This is a genomic window from Nostoc sp., assembly GCF_036917755.1.
Taxonomy (GTDB): domain Bacteria; phylum Cyanobacteriota; class Cyanobacteriia; order Cyanobacteriales; family Nostocaceae; genus Nostoc.
In genome coordinates this window covers 1-20625 of record NZ_JBALFC010000133.1, presented here as the reverse complement: position 1 = coordinate 20625, position 20625 = coordinate 1, and the positions used below count along the sequence as shown (strand labels likewise).

Genomic DNA, 20625 nt, shown 5'->3' with positions numbered 1-20625 from the left:
CCAAAGAGTAAGAATGGCATAGGCGGACACACCCATTAACAATTCAAAATTCAAAATTCAAAATTCAAAATTAAAGACATTTTCAGACGGCGATTTAAACCCCGACTGAAAATGACGCTACCTTTAGAGGTAGTAGTCTGTCAAGAACTAATTGACGGGTAAATAAATTTTTCAATTTTTCTTCTTTCTTCTTTCCTTCTTCCTTAGCGCTCTTTGCGACGGCAGTCGCTCATGGGGGAGACCCCCAAGACCGCGCTGCCTCTCCTTTGCGGTTCGTTCCTTTATCCGTCAAAATGTATTTGACAGACTAGTAGGGGTCTTAAACCCTTTGATTTACGATAAATAACTCAGGATTATGATTGTGGAGAACTGTTGAGAGGCGATATGAGTATTCCACTTCTAGACCATCCCATACAAGAGAAACTAGTGACCGTCGCTGATGTTTCTTGGGAGGAATTCAAAGGTATTGAGGCACAGCTTAAGGACAACCGCAATGTCCGACTCTCTTATTTGTCAGGAATATTAGAAATTATGTCACCGATTGGTGAAAAACATGAGTACGTGAAAACAACTCTTGGATATTTGCTAGAAGCTTACATGAGAGAGTTGGGCATCCGGTTTTACGGTCGTGGTGGTTTTACTTTGGAAGAACCTGGGTATGCTTCTGGCACACCCGATGAGTCTTACAGCATCAACACAAAAGGAGAAGTTCCTGACATTGTTATTGAAGTTATTGTTACTAGTGGCACTATTAACCGAAAAGAGTTATATAAACCTAAGAAAGTGCCTGAAGTTTGGTTCTGGAAATCTGAGCAGATAAAAATATTCCGTTTAAATGCGGGTGGTGAATATGAGGAAGTACACCGTAGTGGTTTCTTCCCGAATTTAGACCCAGCTTTGTTGCTCCAATATATCGGACATCCTGACCAGTACGACGCTGTTGCCGAATTTGTGCAGGCTATCCGAAAATAACTTCTTGGAACTAACCAGGACGCAAAAGCAGATAACGAATATCTCAATCAAAAACTCAAGCTGACAAAACAACCTACCCCACTTGTGCTTCTGGCGTGTTAATCTGCAAAAACTCTTGCACCCGTTGCAGGTAAGTTGGAGCATCTTCCAACATCGGGAAATGCGCTGTACCGGGAATCATCACAAATTCAACTTTGTCACTCAGTGCAGCTGCTTGACTCCCCATTTCGGCTGGAATAATTTTGTCATACTCCCCTGCCACTAGCAAAGTCGGCACAGTCAGCTTGGCAAACTCTTGCGGCATCAATTCAGCTTGAGCTTTACTGACTGAAGTAAAAATTGTCCCTAAAGCCGCATCGTAATCTGCTTCGAGAAAATCTTGCAAAAAAGCTTGACGCTCAGAATGTGGTATAGAACTATGCAAAAATCTAGCCATAAACATCCGGTCAACAAATGGGATTTTGCTTAACCACTTGGGACGGAATTTTACTACATAGCCACCGAATTTATGAAAGGCACTAAAGGATTTTTCGTCGTACTCAAAAACGCCGCTACAGGTTAAAATTCCTCGTTCCACTCGTTGGGGGTAGCGGTTAAAAAATAAAGTGGCAACAGATGCGCCCATTGAGTGAGCATGGATATGCACACGCTCAAGATGTAACCCATCTAGCAAAGCTGCCAAATCATCAGCATATTCATCTAATTCATAGGTTAACTCTTTGATTGCCTCTGATTCTTCCTGTGGGGACTGAGACTCGGCAACAGATTCACTTGCTTGGGCTATAGTCGCCTTACCACGAGAACGGCCAAATCCCCGCAAATCGTAGAGTAAACAATCAAATTGCTCTGATAAAACATCAGCCGTATTTTGCCAATATCTAGCGGAACCAGCCCAACCGTGCATGAAAACCATCACTGGTTTTACCAAAGAACTAGATGGTTTTTTCACCCATTCGTAGTAATGCTCAACCCCACGAACATTAATATAAGGCATTTGTCCTTTGTCCTTTATCAGTTGTCATCAGTCATTTGTCCTCATTATGTGATTATTAGTCCTTAATTTTTGATAAATAACCAATGACTAATGACCAATGACTAATGACTATTACGCTGATTCTGGCTTTGGAAGTGAAGATGGATGTATTATCAGTTCGGCAGTCGATCGCTTCTCGACCATTTCCCGTGTTACTGTACAACGTGTCACATCCTTACGGGACGGTAACTCGTACATTACATCTAGCATCAGTTCTTCGACAATGCCCCGCAACGCTCTAGCACCAGTTTTACGGCGGTAGGCTTCTTGAGCGATCGCTCGCAAAGCATCTGCTTTAAAATCTAACTGGACATTATCCATCTTCAGAAGCTTTTGGTATTGCTTCACTAAGGCGCTGCGTGGTTGGGTGAGAATCGCCATCAGCGCTTCTTCATCTAGCGGATCTACTACTGCTACCATTGGCACGCGCCCAATAAATTCTGGAATCATGCCAAATTTGACTAAATCATCTGGTTCTAGATGGCGGAGAGTGTCTGCGGCTCGTTTCTCCTTCGATTGGCCTTCTCCCGGTTGTACAAAGCCGATTGCTTTTTTGCCAACTCTCTGATCTACAATCTTTTCTAAGCCCACGAAGGCACCACCACAGACGAATAAAATATTACTTGTATCAATCTGGATGCAGTCTTGATAGGGATGCTTTCGCCCTCCTTGGGGTGGTACATTGGCGATCGTTCCCTCTAACATTTTCAGCAAGGCTTGCTGCACGCCTTCGCCAGAAACATCGCGGGTAATTGACGTGTTCTCGCTCTTACGAGCAATTTTGTCAATCTCATCAATGTAAATAATTCCCCGCTGTGCTTCCTCTATATCCAAATCTGCCACCTGCAACAGTCGCAGCAAGATATTTTCAACATCTTCTCCCACATACCCCGCTTCCGTCAGTGTCGTAGCATCGGCAACGGCAAAGGGTACATCCAGGATTTTCGCTAGGGTTTGTGCTAAGAGAGTTTTGCCGCAACCAGTCGGGCCAATTAACAAAATGTTGGACTTTTGCAGTTCTATTGCATCATCTGCCCCAGCTTTGCCACTGGCTTTAGACTGAATCACCGCCAGCCGCTTGTAGTGATTGTAAACAGCTACTGACAGCACTTTCTTCGCTTCGTCTTGACCAATAACGTGTTCGTCTAGATATTTTTTAATCTCTCTAGGCTTCGGTATTTGATTAAACGAAATACTAGAAGAGTGGGTACGCCGTTTTTGAGGTGGTTCTGCTCTTGGTGCTGGTTGTGCTGCCGCACCATTGGTATCGAGTAACTCCTCGTCTAGTATTTCATTACACAAGTCAACGCATTCATCGCAGATGTAGACTCCCGGCCCCGCGATTAATTTACGCACCTGCTCTTGAGACTTGCCACAGAATGAACACTTTAAATGGGAGTCGTACTTAGACATACCAGCCTCTTATTTCAGAATGGTGACGTTTTCCCCTGCTATGGGAAGATTTTGCCTGGAAATGACCTGATCAATCAAACCGTAGTTCTTCGCCTCTTCTGCGGACATAAAAAAGTCGCGCTCAGTATCTGCTTCAATTCTTTCTAAGGGTTGACCAGTATGTTGAGACATTAACTGATTCAACTTGCCCTTAATGTAAAGAATTTCTCTGGCTTGAATTTCAATGTCAATGGCTTGACCTTGAGCGCCACCAAGTGGTTGGTGAATCATAATCCGGGAGTCGGGCAGAGACATTCGCTTACCGGCAGCCCCTGCTGTTAACAAAAATGCCCCCATGCTCGCGGCTAATCCAAAACAGATGGTAACAACATCAGGGCGAATTTGTTGCATTGTATCATAGATTGCCATCCCTGCGTAGACCGAGCCGCCAGGAGAATTAACATACAGTTGGATGTCTTTTTCTGAGTCTTCGGCGTCCAGGAATAACAACTGAGCCACGATTGAGTTGGCTACAGCATCGTCTATTGGCGTTCCCAAAAAGATAATCCGCTCTCGCAGCAGGCGGGAGTAGATGTCGAAAGCTCTTTCTCCCATGCCAGACTGTTCTACCACCATCGGCACGATGTTGCTAGGGCTGTTCAACTGGGAGCTAATGTTTATTCGACTTAAGTTGGTGATGGGGTTATTTCCCGACTGCGATAGAAGCATACAACTAAATTTGACGATAATTTAGGACAAATGTTTCAGCAGCAAATGCTGCCTTTTCGACGAATGGGATTTTTATCAGCTACGTGTTAACCATTATGCCTCATATAATTTCCTCTCGTCTAACACAGTATCAAGCTCAGGTGATAACAGGTGTCACTATTTGCGGAAAATTCATTAATTCTTTAATTATTCTGGCTTCATCCCGGAGTTGTAAACCCATTATTTCACCAGTACTTTAACTCAGAACTGGTGAACTCGTGGCTGTGGGATTTTTGATTTATCCTTCTGTGACTTCTGTAGAAGCTTCGCTGTTTTCTTCCTCTGTCTGAGGTGCATCAGCATCTGATTCTGTTAGTTCCGTTTCCTCTGTGGGACTCAAGGAGCCTTCGGGTACAAGTTCAACTGAGGAGCGTTCTAAGAGCCAATCGATGATTTTTTCGGTTAATAGTTCGTTTTCCACGATTGAGCGCAGTTTATCTTCATCAACGTCTTTTTCCTCCGGGTATTGCTCCAAAAGTTCTGTGACTCTGGCTGCGATTTCTTCTGGTGTTAGCTCGATAGATTCCCGTTTCCCGATTTCCCGCAAGGACAAGGAGCGTTTGATGCGTTCAATTGCCTCAGTGCGCGATCGCTCGCGCAACTGAGCAATAATATCTTGAGTAAACAAATTCCTCACATCTAATCCCTGCTGAGACAGTCGGATTGCTGTTTGCGTTAGCATTGCATCCACTTCTTGCTCAATCAACGTTCCTGGTAAGTCAACTTCTACGTGCTTGAGCAGTTCAGTTAACAAGGCTTCCTGCTTATTGGTTTTTGTTTTATCGTCCGCCTCTTTTTGATATCGCTCTACCAAAGAAGCGCGTAACTCCTCTAAGGTTTCAAAATCGCTGATTTCCTGGGCGAAATCGTCATTTACTTCTGGTAGCTCCTTTTCCTTCAATTCTTTGAGCGTCACGGTGAAAGTTGCCGCTTTTCCAGCTAAATCTTCATTAGCATACGGATCTGGGAACTGCGCCGCAATTTCTTTGGTTTCTTCAGGATTCATCCCCACTATTCCCGAAATAAAGCCTGGAATAAACTTATCTTCCTGCAACTCAACTTGAAAATCAGTTGCTTCGGCTCCAGGAATAGGTTCTGGTTCGGCTGTTTCGTCTTCGCCCTCGGCTTTGGAGAATACACCCTTAAAATCGACTACGGCAATATCGCCGATTTGGGCTGCACGTCCTTCCACAGGAATCAATGTCGCCAATTCTTGACGTTCCTTATCCAGCGTGTTCTCCACTCGTTCTGGATCGAACTTGACTTCTTCTGCCTTGGTCTGCAAATCAGTGTACTGAACTAGATTCACTTCTGGTTCTACATCAACAGCAGCCGAAATCGTCAGGGGTTTTCCAGGTTCATAATTCTTAATCAAATCTTCAAAAGAGGAGCGCAATTGCGGCTGACCGATTGCCGGGATAGCCTCTTGTTTGACTGCTTGCTCAATGCCATCTTGAATTAGTTCTTCCAGCGCTGCTGCCTTGATTCGAGTTGTACCCAGCCGTTGTAATAATATTGGGCGAGGTACTTTACCTTTACGAAACCCAGAAATATTGGCAGTACTCGCTAAGTTTTTAATTACCTTTTCGTAAGTTTGCTTGGTAATTTCCGGCGTAATCTCTATTTCCAGTCCAATTTGGCTGGCGGGAAGTTTTTCCTGGGTGACTTTCATGCTTCGTCTCTAGTTTTATGGTATTTTATACTCCGAGTACACACAAGACGCAATAAAATAATTGTTTGCGTTTATGGCTTGATGTCTCTTAAGGGCAATGGGAGCTTGCCAAAAGGTCTTATGACATCCAAAGATGGATAGATGTTTGTCCTGGGGCAAAGATCCAGTTTACTGCCAATGACCAAGGACTTGACATTTTACCTTCATCACAATTTGGTTAATGGGGCATTGGGCATTGGGCATTGGGCATTGGGCATTGGTTATTCTTTCTTCCCCCATCTCCCTCATCTTCCTCATCTCCCTCATCTCCCTCATCTCCCCATTCCCCATTCCCCATTCCCCACTCCCTCTGAAACTTAGGAATTAATTATTCACTAGGCTAATGCCGTGATATCCTGGTTCTCAGCGAGTGGTTAGTACCCCCAAGTTAAAGTTATAGTGTTGAATCTAGCTATTATTAAGTTGTGGTACAAGAACGCATCTGTTGCCTAGACCCATAGCTGAGTTTTATGTTGTGCTGGTTTTATGCATTTCGATCCTAGTATATTCATCATCTTGGTAAACAACTTTGCAGCCAAGATGTTTGTTGCCTTACAGGTGGGATGCCTATTAAATGTCTAAGTGCAGATATCTCTATTTTTCTGCTAAATGGCGATTTGTTGTATAATAATATATAGTTTAAATCGATGGAGAAATCAGATAGCCATTGTTGGAGAATGCAACATTACTTAACTTATTAAATAGTCAAGAAAATAAATGTATTAAATCTATAAAGATCGACTAAATTAGAGAAAAATCTAAATCTATTCAAAATGTATTTCGAGACTGCGATCGCTATTTAAATATAAGTAAATTGTGAATTGTTCCAAATCTTAAAGGAGGAAGCAAGTTTGTCGAAATCCTATCGTTTAGCTATTTTGGGAGCGACTGGTGCAGTTGGCACAGAGTTGCTGGAATTATTAGAAAGTCGTAATTTCCCTGTTGCTAACCTGAAGTTATTGGCATCAGAACGGAGTGTCGGGCGATCGCTACGGTTTAAAGGGGAAAATATACCAGTAGAACCAGTGAGCGATCGCGCCTTTGAAAATGTCGATATAGTACTAGCTAGTGCCGGTGGTTCCACATCTAAAACTTGGGCAGCAATTGCCGTCAAAAAGGGCGCAGTGGTAATTGACAACTCCAGTGCCTTTCGGATGAACCCGGAAGTTCCCTTAGTAGTACCAGAAGTGAATCCACTAGCCGCAGCTAATCACCAAGGCATTATTGCTAACCCCAACTGCACAACAATTTTAATGGCTGTGGCAGTATGGCCATTGCATAAAGTTAAACCAGTGCAACGCATTGTCGCTTCAACCTACCAATCTGCTAGTGGTGCTGGTGCCAGAGCAATGGCAGAAGTCAAAACCCAAACAAGCGCTATACTACAAGGACAGCCGCCAGTTGCCGAAATATTGCCTTACCCATTGGCATTTAATTTATTCCCCCATAACTCCCCATTAAACGATTTGGGTTATTGTGAGGAAGAAATGAAAATGGTCAACGAAACCCGAAAAATATTTGGCACGCAGCAAATCAGAATCACTGCGACCTGTATACGGGTTCCCGTACTCCGCGCCCACTCAGAAGCGATTAATTTAGAATTTGAGACTCCCTTTAGTGCAAAGGAAGCCAGAGAAATTTTAAATTCCTCCCCTGGAGTGAAATTGGTCGAAGATTGGGGAACTAATCATTTTCCGATGCCAATTGAAGCAACAGGTAAAGATGAAGTTTTAGTGGGAAGAATTCGTCAGGATATTTCTCATCCTTGTGGGTTGGAATTATGGTTGTGTGGCGACCAAATCCGCAAAGGCGCAGCATTGAATGCAATACAAATCGCTGAGTTATTAGTAGAGAAAAATCTACTCAAACCATTAGCTATTAGTCATTAATCATTGATTAAGTGACAAATGATTAATGACACTTGAAACTAATTTGCAGATAGGTTATTACAAGAGAAAACCACCAAGATACAAAAACATGGGTAATCAGGAGTGAAAAAAGGGTGGGAGATTTTGGTAATGTTTTAACCGCGATGATTACGCCGTTTAAAGCAGATGGTAGTGTCAACTATGATGTAGCGGCAGAACTAGCGGCGCATCTAGCTAACAACGGTACAGATACATTGGTGATGTGCGGCACAACAGGAGAATCCCCGACGCTAAGTTGGGATGAGGAATACCAGTTGTTTGTCGAGGTATTGCAGTCAGTGGCAGGAAAAGCTAAGGTGATCGCAGGTTGTGGATCAAATTCCACCAAAGAAGCGATCGCTGCCACCCAAAAAGCGTCTAAGATAGGAGTACATGGTTCCTTACAAGTTGTTCCTTATTACAACAAGCCGCCACAAGCGGGATTGGAAGCGCACTTTCAGGCAATAGCACAAGCCTGTCCCGACTTACCGTTGTTGTTATACAATGTTCCCGGTCGTACCGGACAAAACCTTCAGCCAGAAACAGTTGCCCGGTTAGCTGAGGTTAGCAATATTGTCGGGATTAAAGAATCCACTGGTAGTATAGATCAGGCAAGCGAAATTCGTCGCCTAACACCAAAAGAATTCCACATCTATTCTGGTGATGATTACATGACTTTGCCCTTGTTAGCGATCGGGGCAAAGGGTGTGGTAAGTGTGGCTTCTCATCTGGTAGGAAACCAACTACAGCAGATGATCCAAGCTTTTAATGCGGGGAAAATCGAGGTAGCCAGCGAGATTCATCTCCAACTCTTTCCGTTGTTTAAAGCTCTATTTCTCACTTCAAATCCCATTCCAGTGAAAAAAGCACTGAAACTTCAAGGTTGGGAGGTTGGTTCAACTCGTCCGCCGCTATGTGAAGCTGATTTAGAAGTCAGTCAAAAGTTAGAAGCGGTTCTGAAAGAACTTAGTTTAATCTAGCCACCAACTAGTTAAGCGCTGGCGATCTGCTCATTGCCAAAGATACATATAAACAATGACCATAATTGTTCATAAGTTGCAATTTAAAAAACCTGTGCTAGGACTGATAGATATACTATGAATCCTTAAGTGTACAGTCGATTTTATTGAATAAAAAATTGAAATCTTCAATTAAAACTTGATTGCTTTGGGACTGACTTAAGAGACAGCAGATGTTGTCTTAATAGAAGTTCGTTAACTATCAACTTAATTAACCACAAGTAAACAATCTAAGGAGAAAATGGCTAAAAACGAAGCTAACAATTCCGCCTTGAAAATTATTCCTTTGGGCGGTTTGCATGAAATTGGCAAAAATACCTGTCTTTTCGAGTATGACAATGAAATTATTCTGTTAGATGCAGGATTGGCTTTTCCCACAGAGGCGATGCATGGAGTAAATATTGTTCTGCCAGATACGACCTATCTGCGAGAAAATCGCCACAAAATTAAAGGGATGATCGTTACTCATGGTCATGAAGACCATATTGGCGGGATTGCTTTTCATCTCAAGCAATTTGATATCCCCGTGATTTATGGGCCCAGACTCGCAATGGCAATGCTAGAAGGTAAACTGGAAGAAGCGGGAGTGCGCGATCGCACAGAAATCAGAACTGTTCTACCCCGTGATGTCGTGCGGATTGGCAAAAACTTTTTGGTGGAATATATCCGTAACACCCACTCCATCGCTGATAGTTTCACTGTTGCCATTCATACTCCCCTTGGTGTAGTCATTCACACAGGCGATTTTAAAATTGACCACACCCCAGTAGACGGTGAAAAGTTTGACTTGCAACGCCTAGCAGAACATGGTGAAAAAGGCGTTCTTTGCCTCCTAAGTGATTCCACTAACGCTGAGATTGCAGGATTTACACCTTCGGAACGTTCCGTTTATCCCAATCTGGAGAGAGTATTTAGTCAAGCCACTGGGCGATTATTTGTCACTACCTTTGCTTCCAGCGTGCATCGCATCAACATGATTTTGGATATCGCCAAGAAGCAAAACCGTGTAGTGACGATTGTGGGGCGTTCCATGCTGAACTTGATTGCTCATGCCCGCAATTTAGGTTACATCAAGTGTGACGATAATCTGCTGCAACCATTGCACGCAGTCCGTAATTTGCCTGATGAAAGAGTACTAATTTTAACTACAGGTTCTCAGGGTGAATTGATGGCAGCAATGACCCGCATTGCCAACAAAGAACATCCTCACATTAAAATCCGCCAAGGAGATACCGTAGTATTCTCTGCTAACCCAATTCCCGGAAATACAATCGCTGTAGTCAACACCATCGATAAGTTGATGATCCAGGGAGCGAAAGTAGTCTATGGTCGGGATAAAGGGATTCACGTCTCCGGTCACGGCTGTCAGGAAGAACAAAAGCTGATGATTGCCTTAACTCGACCCAAATTCTTTGTGCCATTTCACGGCGAACATCGGATGCTGGTGAAACACGCAGAAACGGCTCAGAGTATGGGCATTCCCGCAGAAAACATGATCATTATTCAGAATGGTGATGTTGTCGAACTGACTGAAGATTCTATTCGCGTCGCTGGTAAAGTGCCATCTGGTATCGAACTGGTGGATACTACCAGTTCGGGTATGGTCAGTGCCAAAGTGTTGCAAGAACGGCAACGCATGGCTTCAGAAGGCATTATCACGATCGCAGCTGCCATTGATTGGAATGGTAAACTGTTGGCAAAACCAGAAACTCACCTCCGGGGTGTAGTGACAAGTGTCGAGCGATCACTACTACAAACCTGGGTAAAACAACGCATTGAAGAAATCCTCAGTGTGCGTTGGTCAGAATTTGCTGCTGGGGAAGGTGAAGCAGCAGATATAGATTGGGGTGGATTGCAAGGAACTTTAGAGCGAGAATTGCAACGTTCCATCCGCCGGGAATTGCAATGTCAGCCATCTGTGACTTTGTTGATGCAAATTCCTGATGAGCCGCCTGTGAAAGTTGCCGATGGTAGAAGACGGCGGACTCGGACTGCTGCTCAGGTAGCATCATAGGGTAAGATAACAATTTAACGCCAAAGCGCAAAGACGCAGAGTTTTTCTAACGTCTTTGCGCTTTGGCGTGAGATAGAGTCTTTGATCATGGGTACAGAACTTGTCTATAGTTCTTGGAGGCGATCGCTATGACTAAAACACCAATAAAAATTAATACTCTTGAAGAGTATGTAAATTTTGATGATGGCACAGACAAGCGCTATGAAATTGAGGATGAGGTGCTGGTAGAAATACCTCCTGGTACTGGCAAACATGAGGCGATTATCACCCTATTGTTAGTTCGCTTTTTTTTAGAAATTCAAAAAATGGGACTTCCTTTACAACCGCGACCTAATGGTACGTTCAGCAGATAAGTAGGTAGGCACAATTAAAGCGAACTACGTAAACTTATGTAAAGCACCAGAAATGCTTTGAATAGATCAAGCTGCCAACAATAGCCAATACTTAGTGTCACCTTGAGGAAGCAGGGGATGCAGCAGAAGTACAGCCGGCACATTAGAAATTAAGTTAGATAAAACAACAGTTACGTTTAAAAATACGTTGGTTGCCAAACATTACCTGTTGGCAAGATTTCACTGAGCGCACATCTGGGTAAAGTAGCCACAGTAATCCTATCTGAACTACCAAGCCTGCGAGGGCAACTGGGGCTAATACACGCAGAAAATCTAGATAGGAGATACCTGAAAAGGAGCCAATCAAGATATTTTGAGGATTACCACTCAAAGTTGCTACCGAGCCTATATTAGTTGTACCTGCGATCGCTAGTAAATAAGGAATCGGATTTAAACCCAAAGTTTGAGTCAGGCTCAAAGTCGGAGCTGTAAAAATCAACGCCAGAGTGTAATTGAGAAAAAAGGCGTAGCAGCTTACCACTGCCAAAAGTTAAAGCAATCAACAAACCCAGAGGACTGCGAGTAACACTCAATATCAGGAACAGCGATCGCCTAAAAAACCCTCATTAGCATAGTTTGGCATTAACTACCATCATGCTCAAGAGAAATACGATGGTATTGGCATCAATGAACTGCCATGTCTCCTGTAAATTCAGAACAGCCAGCAATGAACAGGACGCGGCAACGTGGGAAAGTGGGAATACGGAGAGGAAAAACGCCTACTAGGGTATTACCAATATTTATACTTAGCAAAAATACTTCCAGGAAGACCTTATATTAAGGTTTGTAAATGCTACACTAAAACCTACCCAATGACAGATGTCTTTACTAAAATCTTAAGTATGTCAAGATATGAACAAGATCGTAATATTACGCTACCGATCCCCAGAAAATTGAGATTAACTTGACGTAGTAATAAATTAGGTTCTGACTTAAGTGGCTAATCAGGTATTACATTATATCGCAGTCAGGACACGATTCTTCCGGTAAAGGTCGTCGCCACGTTGCATATATTCATCAAAAAGATGAATAACCTTAATAACACGGAGGATTAACCATGAAAGTGTTCAACAATACCACAAAAAAGATTTTTCTGGCAAGCTGGGTTTCAATCAATCAAACAGAGAATAGTGACCATAAAGCAAGCCAGCTAAACCATTCTGTTTCCAATTCTTACTGGAATATTCTCCAACCCTTACGGCATCGGGTAGATAGCATTCAAGTCCGCGATCGCCAACTAGCTCACCGCTTGTGCAAACTGATTCCATCTCAGTGTCCCTTTGAACGAGATGTCAAATTATTCGGGAAAACCCTGTTTCACATTCCGCCGATGTGCAAGCTCAACCCCTTATATGAAGAAGTGGTTGGTTTACGTTTCCGAGCAATGTGCTATCTAGCCGACGATTGTGGCGAAGATGTGTCGCACTACTGCTAATACAGAGCGCTTAGGAAAAAGTTAGAAATGACGAGTGATTAGTGAGTAATTAAAAATAAAACTCATAATTCATAACTCATAACTCCTAACTCCCCACTCCCCACTCCCCACTCCCCACTCCCCACTATTTTTTTTGCCATTTTTGGATAGCATCCTGAGCATCTTCGTAAGCGCCTGTCTCCTCTGGCACTAAAGCAGCCGTTGCAATTGCGCCATTACGTTCTCCTTCCGCAGCGCGACGCTTGGCCAAATCTAAAATTTTCTCACTCCAGTTATTGATCGATTTTTGGGCAGTATCGAAGCCTGGCTGACCTGGTGGTACTTTCTTAGCAACTTCGATCGCCCGATTGTAGGTAGATGCCTGTCCAGACTTAATCAAGGCATTAGCTGCATCTAAAAGAGTTTTGTTACTCACATACTGCTTGCCCTCTAACCGCCACAGGTTAATTGCTGCTTGTGCTTTGGCATAGGGATCTTCATCTTTGGTAATTAACCGTGCGGCAGCAATAGCGCTAGCATACTGTCTTTGTTTAGCACGACCTTCTGCTAAATCTAAAATCATTCGGCTCCAAATCTTAATATTTTCCTGAGCTTGTTCGTACAGTGGTTCACCGGGTTTAATTTTCCGGGCTGTAGCGATCGCCAAGCCCAAATCGCTAGCCTGAGTTTGTCTGAGCGACATTTTCGCTAGGTCTAATACTGCTTGATTCCGCTTTTTTGACTCGGAACTAGAGGCTATTTGGGCGCTAGATTGGTTGTTGAGTCTAACTGGTAGAGTGCGAGCGCTTGGTAAATTCTGGATAACCTGGCGATCGCTAGCAGTAGCATTGGGTGATGTGTTTGATATTTGCTTAATTCTAAAAGTTTCTTGATTACGGAGAAAAACTACGGCGATTAAACCTGCTACCAGCAAGCTACCTCCGCCCCATAAGATAAACTGTTTCCAAAAAGGGATGCTTGGCTGATTCGCTGGCAATCGAGAGACGTAGCCTTTGGAGGAATTGGGGATAAATCTTCCTCTGGTATTCACTCCTAAAGAAGTTTCCGCCATTGGCTGGGAAACTAAGCCGGTAGCTGACTCCTGGACTTTTTGACCCTTAGACTTCTCGACCCTGTGAGCCTTTACCTGTTGGGAGGAGTTCACACTAGCTTCTCCCCATCTGCCCCGATCTGCTGAAGTTCTAGGGTAATCGTCGAGGGGGGGAGCCGCAAGCGCAACAGCAAAGGATTCTTCGGGATAAATCACCGGTTCTGGTTGAAAGTCGTTTTCCATTGCCAATTTTGGCAAGATTACTTGCTGCCTTGATGGGATGATAGTGGCAGGATTTTGGACAGGATTCCAGTGGTGTTGACATAATTTTGGCATGAGCAGGCTTAGGTAGCTTTCTAAATCTGCCAAGTTGCTGCCATTGCCAGAACGCAAAGCTTCTAACAAAGCTGCTGTAAAGAATCCGTGACCTAATTCGCTACTTTCATGGGAAAATTGCTCTGGTTGGCAAGAAAGAATTGTCGCCAGTTGTAGTTCTTGGGCTAGTTCTATTGTTTCTTCACCAACGGGAGCATCCGCTTGGGTACCAAAAGCGCGATTGATATCGAGTAGTAGCAATACATTTAGGTCAGCAAGTTGCAGACTTTGCATTAGCGATCGCAATTCGATGCCAGTCTCTTGCACGAGTTCGGGGTTGCCCTCTGCTGGCATTAAGTAATCTTTACCCTTATAGTTGACCCCATAACCGCTAAAGAATAACCACAGATAGTCTTCCGGTTGCCAACTTGTTGCTGCCAAATCCTCAAGCAGCAGCAAAATATTCTCCTTCGTCGGATAAGTTGACCTATCCCCAATCGGCGGCGAAGTATCTGTCATTAACAGACAGTGTTTGGGGACAAAACCTGCCTCTGTCACCAAAAAATCCTCTAGTGCCTCAGCATCTGCTTGGGCACAACTTAAAGGTTGAAATAACTGATATTGATTGATGCCAATCGCGATCGCCCAGTAATTTGCCATCCCGCTCTTTGTCAGTTATTGTTTGCTGGTCTTAAAATTGCGGTTGGCTTTGCCCAAAAAACAAAGCTAACCTAATGTCTTATAGTCTAGGTGATTCTGATCGAATCTTCAGTTAGAATGTAATTTTTATTACGTTGGTTTTTCGGAAAATACTTTCACCTAATTTCAATAACAGATCATCACTAAGGAGATAGAAGGTCATGAGCAAGATTTCTGCTCACCTACCATCATCGATCACTCCCTTTTCAGTTATTAGCCAAATTGCCAGAAGAATCCGGATAGTTCCTTTAGTAGTTTTGCTCATATCTACTGTTCCTGCGTGGTTTTTAACGGAAGCGATCGCACCTCAAGTTGTGCGAGCTTACACCGCTAGAGTTGATCTAGCTATTGACCGCCTGCCAGATGAAAACTACGAAACCGTTCTCACCAGAGCGGAAGCAGCCGCTAGAGCAGCTGCTCAACGGAGTTTCGACCAAGATATCTTGGTGACAGATGTTTCAATCATTGTGTCCGTACAAAATTATGGATCGATCGCACCAGTTCTGACATTAGAAGTCAGTCGTCCAGAATGGCGATCGCGCCCTGATGCTCAAATTTGGGCTACTTACTTCAAAACTGCGCGATCGCTACTTTTCTTTGAAAATAGCCAGGATTTACCCAAAAAATAGCCGAAAAGAAAGATTTTCAGTAGGGGCAATTCATGAATTGCCCCTACTGTTGTCGTTAGCGTCAGTGGATGGCCTAGAATAAGAAGGTTGTCAAGAATCGCGATACCTGCTGACATGGCTGTTCCTAAGAAGAAAACTTCCAAATCAAAACGAGATAAACGTCGAGCTACCTGGAGGCATAAAGCCGTAGTCGAAGCTCAGAAAGCTCTCTCTTTGGGCAAGTCAATTTTGACTGGACGTTCTACATTTGTCTATCCAGCTGCTGAAGAAGAGGAAGAAGAATCATAATTTCCCAGTCAGGAAAAGCATGAACAGCACCAATAGATTGGATTGGCAAAAATAACCAATCAAGACTATTACCACTGGATAAACGCTTTTTCTTAGCTTTCCTGATTGGATTATGAATAATAAATACTCTAAACAAGCTCATTAAATCGAGAAAAATTGGTAGTGAGTAATTGGGAACATCCATTACCCATTACCTATGATTTATGAGTAATGATCAAGTAATCATATAAAGAGTATTTGCAAAAAAGCTTGTAAATATTTTGAGAAAACTTATTTTTCTCCAACTATGCTAGGAAAATTTTTTCAGAAACCAGGGAACGAAGAGAGCGAACGCGTTCCTCCTGGTCAACACTTAGCTAAAGGTTTCCCCGTATTAACTTACGGTGCAACTCCCCAAGTCAGCACTGAGGAATGGGAGTTTCGAGTTTGGGGTTTGGCAAAAGCTGCTACCTTTAGTTGGTCAGACTTTATGGCGCTGCCTCAACACGAATTCACAGCAGACTTCCACTGTGTAACGCGCTGGTCTAAACTCGATGTCAAATGGACTGGCATAAAAGTGGCAGATTTTATGGGTCTGATTGAGCTAGACCCCAAAGTAGCCCATATTATGGAACACTGCTATGGCGGCTACACTACCAATATTTCTATAGAAGATTTTATGCGGGAAGAAAACTTCTTTGCCTTTAAAGTCTTTGGTGAAGCCCTTCCAGCTGAACACGGTGGGCCGATGCGGCTAGTTGTTCCCCACCTTTACGCTTGGAAAAGTGCTAAGTGGATTAATGGTTTAGAGTTTTTAGCTGGTGAAGAACTTGGTTTTTGGGAGCGCAATGGCTACCATCGTCGTGGTGAACCTTGGGCTGAGGAGCGTTACAGCAACGCTTTTGAATTTTAAAAGTTAAGAGTTAGGAGTTAGGAGTTAGGAGTTAAAAATTCATAACTCCTAACTCATAACTTTTTTTAACCCAAAAGTTTCTTGATTAGCGGCAATTTGCCCTCGTAAGGAGCGTATCGCCATTTTAAATCCAGCCAGAATGAGTTTTGCAATACACTTTTTTCATGAGAAAAGGTGTCAAAACTAGCTTTGCCGTGATAGTTGCCAATACCGCTATCTCCCACCCCACCAAATGGTAAAGACGAAACACCAACCTGCATCACTGTATCGTTGATACAGACTCCACCAGAGGAAGTTTCCTGCAAAATTCGCTTTTGTAGGTTTTTGTTTTGAGAAAATAAGTATAACGCCAAGGGTTTGGGTCTAGAGTTAATCAAGGCGATCGCTTCTGCAATGTCAGTATATTCAATGATGGGTAGAATGGGGCCAAAAATTTCTTCCTGCATTACAGAATCTTCTAAGGAGACATTATCAATCACTGTCGGGGCAATATAACGCTCTGAAGGTTGAGTTTTTCCACCAATTATAACTTCACCATCTTTGAGAAAGTTAACTAACCTGTCAAAGTGTTTTTGACTGATAATTCTGGCATAATCATGACTGTTTACTGGATTATCGCCATAAAATTCTTTTAGGCATTTTTCCAGTCCATCTATTAAATCTTTTTTGATTTTTTTATCAACTAAAAGATAGTCAGGGGCAATACAAGTTTGTCCAGCATTAATAAATTTTCCCCAAGTAATTCGTCTGACAGTGTGTTCAAGATTAATGTCAGTATCTACGATACAAGGACTTTTACCGCCCAATTCTAAAGTAACTGGTGTGAGATATTTTGCTGCTGCTGCCATGATTATTTTGCCGATGGCTGTGCCACCAGTAAAAAAGATATGGTCAAACTTTTCTGCCAGTAGTTTTTCACTTGCTTCAACGCCTCCTTCAACCACTGCAATATAAGCTGGGTCAAAATGTTTGGCGACAATTTCAGCGATGATACCGGAAGTATGAGAAGCAATTTCTGAAGGTTTGATAATTGCACAATTCCCGGCTGCGATCGCACCTATTAACGGTGAGATAATTAACTGAAATGGATAGTTCCAAGGCCCGATAATTAACACAACCCCTAGTGGTTCTGGATAAATTCTAGCTGAGTAGGAAAAAAAATCAAAGGAAACGGCTGCTTTTTTGGGCTTACTCCAAGTATTGATATGTTTTATAGCGTAATCAATTTCCTTAATTACGCCGATTTCTGTAAGGTAAGTCTCCAATTCTGGTTTATGTAAATCCCCTTGTAATGCCTCGACTATTGACTGTTCATGCTCAATGATTGCTTGCTTGAGAGTTTTGAGTTGTTCAATGCGAAAAGTGACATCTTTAGTTTTACCAGTTTTAAAAAACTCACGCTGATTATGGATAATATCGCCAACCTTAGATAATTCAGTGGTAATCATTGTTTTGTCCTATCAAAAACTATTTCTTCAATGCTAGCGCTGTGAGATCAACATATTTTATTCGTCATATTTTAGTGTTTTACTTTCTAATTGGAATATTTGCTTTAAATCATTGGTAGATAGTAGTAAGGTTATAAATTATGAATTATCAGGGAAAATGGTTCTATAATTCATAATTTATAATTACTAATTTTCTCAGGTTTTGGTGGGTAGAAGCACACTAAATACACTACCTTTGCCCAACTCGGAATTAAGCAGAATAATGCCTTGATGCGCCTCGACAATTCGACGAGCAAGGTACAGTCCTAAGCCGCTACCAGAACTCTTGTGACTGCCTTGGCGAAATCGTTCAAAGATGGTAGCTTGTTCTTCAGGAGGAATACCTGGGCCTGTATCCGCTATTTCAATTCTAATGTAGTCAACAGAATTGGATCTTTCAGAAAACTGAGATTGATTACTTTTGTCGAACTGGCTTTGAGAAGTAAAACGAATAGTAACAGACCCAGAATCGGTAAATTTAATCGCATTCCCGATAAGATTAGTGAATAGACGATGCAATTCTAAGCGATCGCCCATCACTGTATTTGTGCTTGACTCCGAAGTTTTATCTAGATTAATCGACAGTGCTTTTTCTTGAGCTAGGGGTGCTAATTCTCCATTCACCTCCTCTAGCAATCTGTCCAAATTAACCGGTTGAAATGCCAAAGTTTTACGGCCTGCCTCAAAGCGATAAACTTCCAATAAGGTATTGACCATAGAAAGCAGGTTGATATTGCTACGGGCCATGATGGCGATTACTTCCTGCATTTGCGGTGATAATGTTCCCAACGCGCCTTGCTGAAATAGCATCAACATGCGATCGGCGGCTACTAAGGGAGTGCGTAAGTCGTGGGTGAGGCGGGAGACAAAATCTTCTCGCTGGCGGGCAATTTCATCACGTTCATCCATACTATTCTTCAAACGTAGGAGCGATCGCACTCGTGCCAGCAATTCATCAACTGTTACAGGTTTGCGGATAAAATCATCAGCACCCAAATCTAATCCGTGGGCGACGTTGGGCGCATCGTGGGCAGTTATCAGCAATATGGGGATGTATTGCGGCAATTTCATCTCTCCACGAATGTGCTTAGTGACTTCGTACCCATCCATACCTGGCATCATCAGATCCAGTAGAACCAAATCACAAGGCGAAGCTTTCAATTCTGCCAAGGCCGAAATCCCATTTTCGGCGGTGCTAATCGTGTAACCTTCCTCCTCCAAAATAGTTTTGATCAAAAACACGTTATCAGGAGAGTCATCAACAACCAGAATTTTGTCAGAGCGAGAAGATTGTGAAGTCATATAGATACAAGATACGAGAGCAAAGTAACTTTTTGTAAGACTAGCTGATTTATTGGTATAGTTTTCTTATAAATTACCCGGAGATATAGTTTCTTCAAAAAAAATTGTTTATCTAGAAATTTATATAATTGTATTTTCAAAACAACTTTACTTACTTTTTTAGATATAGCCACTAGCTAATTAAATTATGGCTCGTAAACTTCTAGAACTGAATACAGAGGATGGTGGCACGATTTTGGTAGCAGTTGAGCTACCAGATGCATCAGTAGGTCGTGTATCGCCCATTGGTGAGTTACCTATAGAAAAAATAGAGGCTAACTTCGACGCAGTTAAGGAATTGATTGTTCGCGGGTGTCGCCCAATTACAAAGGCGTTTCGTACCTTGCAGGAAGAATCACAACCCGTAAGCGGAGAAGTTGAGTTTGGTGTGAATTTTACCGCCAAAGGCTCGGTTTATGTGGTCGAATCCACTGGACAGGCATCACTGAAGGTGAAAATAACTTGGAAACTGGCACTCGAAGAAAACAAGTAATAAATTTTCATGAATTGGGAATTAGTTAAAGCTTGTACCGTGGCGATCGCTACCCCAGAAGGTTATATCCAAGGCACGGGCTTTTTCATCTCACCCAATGGACATTTACTCACCTGCGCCCATGTCGTTGATTCGGCAGGCGGTTGGGAAGAAGTGCGAGTCAATGGGCAAAGGGTTGAGTTGGTTTATTTAGGCGATCGCACCCGTGATGATTTCGCCATATTGCAATTATCCGGTTATCAAGGTGCTTCAGTTCCCTTAGCTTTTAATTTTCAGCCGATGGATCGATTTCTGTCTATTGGCTATGGGCGAACGGATTTTCCTCAAGGTGCTTCGATTGATGGCACGATCACTGATATTAATCCCCAATCTGAATTTAGCAACTTACCAATGTTGCGGTTGCGAGTCAAGGCGAATTCGCAACAAGTGCAAGGGGGTTATAGTGGTTCGCCCGTATTTGATGCGGAAACTCAACGAGTTATTGGCATAATTGCCGCTTATGACAATACAGAAGGCGCATTGGCTCTACCTCTGGTTACGGTGCAGCAAAAATGCTCAAATTTATCAATATTTCTGGATATTAATCATAACCTGCCACTTTTGCCACCAAATAGCGACAGCGCTAAAGTTTTTATTAGCTATCGCAGTCAAGATCCAGACTTGAGCCTTGCCCAGTATTTTTATGAAGCAATCAAAGCTGCTGGACATGAAGCAGTGCGATTCGTTGATTAGTGAATCACGGGAGTCAGCCCGTACATAACTAATCCAGCCTGACAGCAGATTACTGTCACTTAAAGGCTGAACTCTC

General features: G+C 42.9%; 19 protein-coding genes and 1 pseudogene. 11 read left to right on the top strand and 9 right to left on the bottom strand.

All coding sequences use genetic code 11. The annotated features are described in order from the left end of the window. Window positions 1–384: 384 nt before the first annotated feature. Entirely contained in the window at window positions 385–972 is a 588-nt protein-coding gene (locus V7L05_RS28525) for a Uma2 family endonuclease (protein WP_335169205.1), read from the top strand. 73 nt (window positions 973–1045) lie between these two features. Here the strand turns inward: V7L05_RS28525 and V7L05_RS28520 are convergent, their stop codons facing one another. The 5 genes from V7L05_RS28520 to V7L05_RS28500 all read right to left on the bottom strand — a co-directional run bounded on the left by V7L05_RS28520 (window position 1046) and on the right by V7L05_RS28500 (window position 6174). Continuing rightward, window positions 1046–1966, bottom strand: coding sequence for an alpha/beta fold hydrolase (locus V7L05_RS28520; protein WP_335169203.1), 921 nt, complete (start codon window positions 1964–1966; stop codon window positions 1046–1048). A gap of 111 nt (window positions 1967–2077) precedes the next feature. Further along, window positions 2078–3418 (bottom strand): ATP-dependent protease ATP-binding subunit ClpX, encoded by a 1341-nt coding sequence (clpX, locus tag V7L05_RS28515; RefSeq protein WP_335169201.1) that lies wholly within the window; start codon window positions 3416–3418, stop codon window positions 2078–2080. Between the two features lie 9 nt (window positions 3419–3427). After that, window positions 3428–4126: an ATP-dependent Clp endopeptidase proteolytic subunit ClpP gene (gene clpP / locus V7L05_RS28510; protein WP_335169199.1), complete on the bottom strand. Its 699-nt coding sequence runs from the start codon at window positions 4124–4126 to the stop codon at window positions 3428–3430. A gap of 277 nt (window positions 4127–4403) precedes the next feature. Continuing rightward, window positions 4404–5837 (bottom strand): trigger factor, encoded by a 1434-nt coding sequence (gene tig, locus V7L05_RS28505; protein WP_335169197.1) that lies wholly within the window; start codon window positions 5835–5837, stop codon window positions 4404–4406. 217 nt (window positions 5838–6054) lie between these two features. Further along, a complete protein-coding gene (locus V7L05_RS28500) occupies window positions 6055–6174 on the bottom strand; it encodes a histidine kinase (protein ID WP_335169195.1) in 120 nt (39 codons plus the stop codon). Between the two features lie 553 nt (window positions 6175–6727). Between V7L05_RS28500 and V7L05_RS28495 the strand changes: the two genes are divergently transcribed. From V7L05_RS28495 to V7L05_RS28480, 4 genes are all read left to right on the top strand, one after another. Beyond that, on the top strand, window positions 6728–7765 hold the full coding sequence (locus tag V7L05_RS28495; RefSeq protein ID WP_335169192.1) for an aspartate-semialdehyde dehydrogenase: 1038 nt from the start codon (window positions 6728–6730) through the stop codon (window positions 7763–7765). A gap of 113 nt (window positions 7766–7878) precedes the next feature. Beyond that, a complete protein-coding gene (gene dapA / locus V7L05_RS28490; protein ID WP_335169189.1) occupies window positions 7879–8763 on the top strand; it encodes a 4-hydroxy-tetrahydrodipicolinate synthase in 885 nt (294 codons plus the stop codon). A 280-nt stretch (window positions 8764–9043) separates the two neighbouring features. Continuing rightward, window positions 9044–10816 carry a ribonuclease J gene (locus V7L05_RS28485; RefSeq protein ID WP_335169187.1) on the top strand — a complete coding sequence of 591 codons (1773 nt, stop codon included), beginning with the start codon at window positions 9044–9046 and terminating at the stop codon, window positions 10814–10816. A 128-nt stretch (window positions 10817–10944) separates the two neighbouring features. Next, window positions 10945–11169: a hypothetical protein gene (locus V7L05_RS28480; RefSeq protein ID WP_335169185.1), complete on the top strand. Its 225-nt coding sequence runs from the start codon at window positions 10945–10947 to the stop codon at window positions 11167–11169. Window positions 11170–11238: 69 nt separating this feature from the next. Here the strand turns inward: V7L05_RS28480 and V7L05_RS28475 are convergent. Next, window positions 11239–11873: pseudogene (locus V7L05_RS28475) on the bottom strand (SLC13 family permease); the annotation flags it as partial. Between the two features lie 392 nt (window positions 11874–12265). Here V7L05_RS28475 and V7L05_RS28470 point away from each other — a divergent pair. Beyond that, window positions 12266–12643 carry a Mo-dependent nitrogenase C-terminal domain-containing protein gene (locus V7L05_RS28470; RefSeq protein ID WP_335169183.1) on the top strand — a complete coding sequence of 126 codons (378 nt, stop codon included), beginning with the start codon at window positions 12266–12268 and terminating at the stop codon, window positions 12641–12643. Between the two features lie 124 nt (window positions 12644–12767). Here the strand turns inward: V7L05_RS28470 and V7L05_RS28465 are convergent, their stop codons facing one another. Continuing rightward, window positions 12768–14648, bottom strand: coding sequence for a caspase family protein (locus V7L05_RS28465; protein WP_335169181.1), 1881 nt, complete (start codon window positions 14646–14648; stop codon window positions 12768–12770). A gap of 200 nt (window positions 14649–14848) precedes the next feature. Between V7L05_RS28465 and V7L05_RS28460 the strand changes: the two genes are divergently transcribed. From V7L05_RS28460 to V7L05_RS28450, 3 genes are all read left to right on the top strand, one after another. Then, window positions 14849–15316 carry a hypothetical protein gene (locus tag V7L05_RS28460; RefSeq protein ID WP_335169179.1) on the top strand — a complete coding sequence of 156 codons (468 nt, stop codon included), beginning with the start codon at window positions 14849–14851 and terminating at the stop codon, window positions 15314–15316. 114 nt (window positions 15317–15430) lie between these two features. Beyond that, entirely contained in the window at window positions 15431–15604 is a 174-nt protein-coding gene (rpmF, locus tag V7L05_RS28455) for a 50S ribosomal protein L32 (protein ID WP_094328804.1), read from the top strand. A 286-nt stretch (window positions 15605–15890) separates the two neighbouring features. Continuing rightward, window positions 15891–16496, top strand: coding sequence for a sulfite oxidase-like oxidoreductase (locus V7L05_RS28450; protein ID WP_335169177.1), 606 nt, complete (start codon window positions 15891–15893; stop codon window positions 16494–16496). A 65-nt stretch (window positions 16497–16561) separates the two neighbouring features. On the opposite strand, the gene V7L05_RS28445 is transcribed toward V7L05_RS28450, so the two are convergent. Both V7L05_RS28445 and V7L05_RS28440 read right to left on the bottom strand, forming a co-directional pair. Next, window positions 16562–17944 (bottom strand): aldehyde dehydrogenase, encoded by a 1383-nt coding sequence (locus V7L05_RS28445; protein ID WP_335169175.1) that lies wholly within the window; start codon window positions 17942–17944, stop codon window positions 16562–16564. A gap of 195 nt (window positions 17945–18139) precedes the next feature. Further along, entirely contained in the window at window positions 18140–19285 is a 1146-nt protein-coding gene (locus V7L05_RS28440; protein WP_335169173.1) for an ATP-binding response regulator, read from the bottom strand. Between the two features lie 187 nt (window positions 19286–19472). On the opposite strand from V7L05_RS28440, the gene V7L05_RS28435 reads away from it, so the two are divergent. Further along, window positions 19473–19817 (top strand): CU044_2847 family protein, encoded by a 345-nt coding sequence (locus V7L05_RS28435; protein WP_335169171.1) that lies wholly within the window; start codon window positions 19473–19475, stop codon window positions 19815–19817. A 9-nt stretch (window positions 19818–19826) separates the two neighbouring features. Continuing rightward, window positions 19827–20549 (top strand): S1 family peptidase, encoded by a 723-nt coding sequence (locus tag V7L05_RS28430; protein ID WP_335169169.1) that lies wholly within the window; start codon window positions 19827–19829, stop codon window positions 20547–20549. The last annotated feature ends 76 nt before the right edge of the window (window positions 20550–20625 follow it).

Coding starts and splice junctions, on each gene's coding strand:
- V7L05_RS28525 (WP_335169205.1), top strand. CDS start 385: ATGAGTATTCCACTTCTAGACCATCCCATACAAGAGAAACTAGTGACC.
- V7L05_RS28520 (WP_335169203.1), bottom strand. CDS start 1,966: ATGCCTTATATTAATGTTCGTGGGGTTGAGCATTACTACGAATGGGTG.
- clpX (WP_335169201.1), bottom strand. CDS start 3,418: ATGTCTAAGTACGACTCCCATTTAAAGTGTTCATTCTGTGGCAAGTCT.
- clpP (WP_335169199.1), bottom strand. CDS start 4,126: ATGCTTCTATCGCAGTCGGGAAATAACCCCATCACCAACTTAAGTCGA.
- tig (WP_335169197.1), bottom strand. CDS start 5,837: ATGAAAGTCACCCAGGAAAAACTTCCCGCCAGCCAAATTGGACTGGAA.
- V7L05_RS28500 (WP_335169195.1), bottom strand. CDS start 6,174: ATGGGGAATGGGGAATGGGGAGATGAGGGAGATGAGGGAGATGAGGAA.
- V7L05_RS28485 (WP_335169187.1), top strand. CDS start 9,044: ATGGCTAAAAACGAAGCTAACAATTCCGCCTTGAAAATTATTCCTTTG.
- V7L05_RS28480 (WP_335169185.1), top strand. CDS start 10,945: ATGACTAAAACACCAATAAAAATTAATACTCTTGAAGAGTATGTAAAT.
- V7L05_RS28470 (WP_335169183.1), top strand. CDS start 12,266: ATGAAAGTGTTCAACAATACCACAAAAAAGATTTTTCTGGCAAGCTGG.
- V7L05_RS28465 (WP_335169181.1), bottom strand. CDS start 14,648: ATGGCAAATTACTGGGCGATCGCGATTGGCATCAATCAATATCAGTTA.
- V7L05_RS28460 (WP_335169179.1), top strand. CDS start 14,849: ATGAGCAAGATTTCTGCTCACCTACCATCATCGATCACTCCCTTTTCA.
- rpmF (WP_094328804.1), top strand. CDS start 15,431: ATGGCTGTTCCTAAGAAGAAAACTTCCAAATCAAAACGAGATAAACGT.
- V7L05_RS28450 (WP_335169177.1), top strand. CDS start 15,891: ATGCTAGGAAAATTTTTTCAGAAACCAGGGAACGAAGAGAGCGAACGC.
- V7L05_RS28445 (WP_335169175.1), bottom strand. CDS start 17,944: ATGATTACCACTGAATTATCTAAGGTTGGCGATATTATCCATAATCAG.
- V7L05_RS28440 (WP_335169173.1), bottom strand. CDS start 19,285: ATGACTTCACAATCTTCTCGCTCTGACAAAATTCTGGTTGTTGATGAC.
- V7L05_RS28435 (WP_335169171.1), top strand. CDS start 19,473: ATGGCTCGTAAACTTCTAGAACTGAATACAGAGGATGGTGGCACGATT.
- V7L05_RS28430 (WP_335169169.1), top strand. CDS start 19,827: ATGAATTGGGAATTAGTTAAAGCTTGTACCGTGGCGATCGCTACCCCA.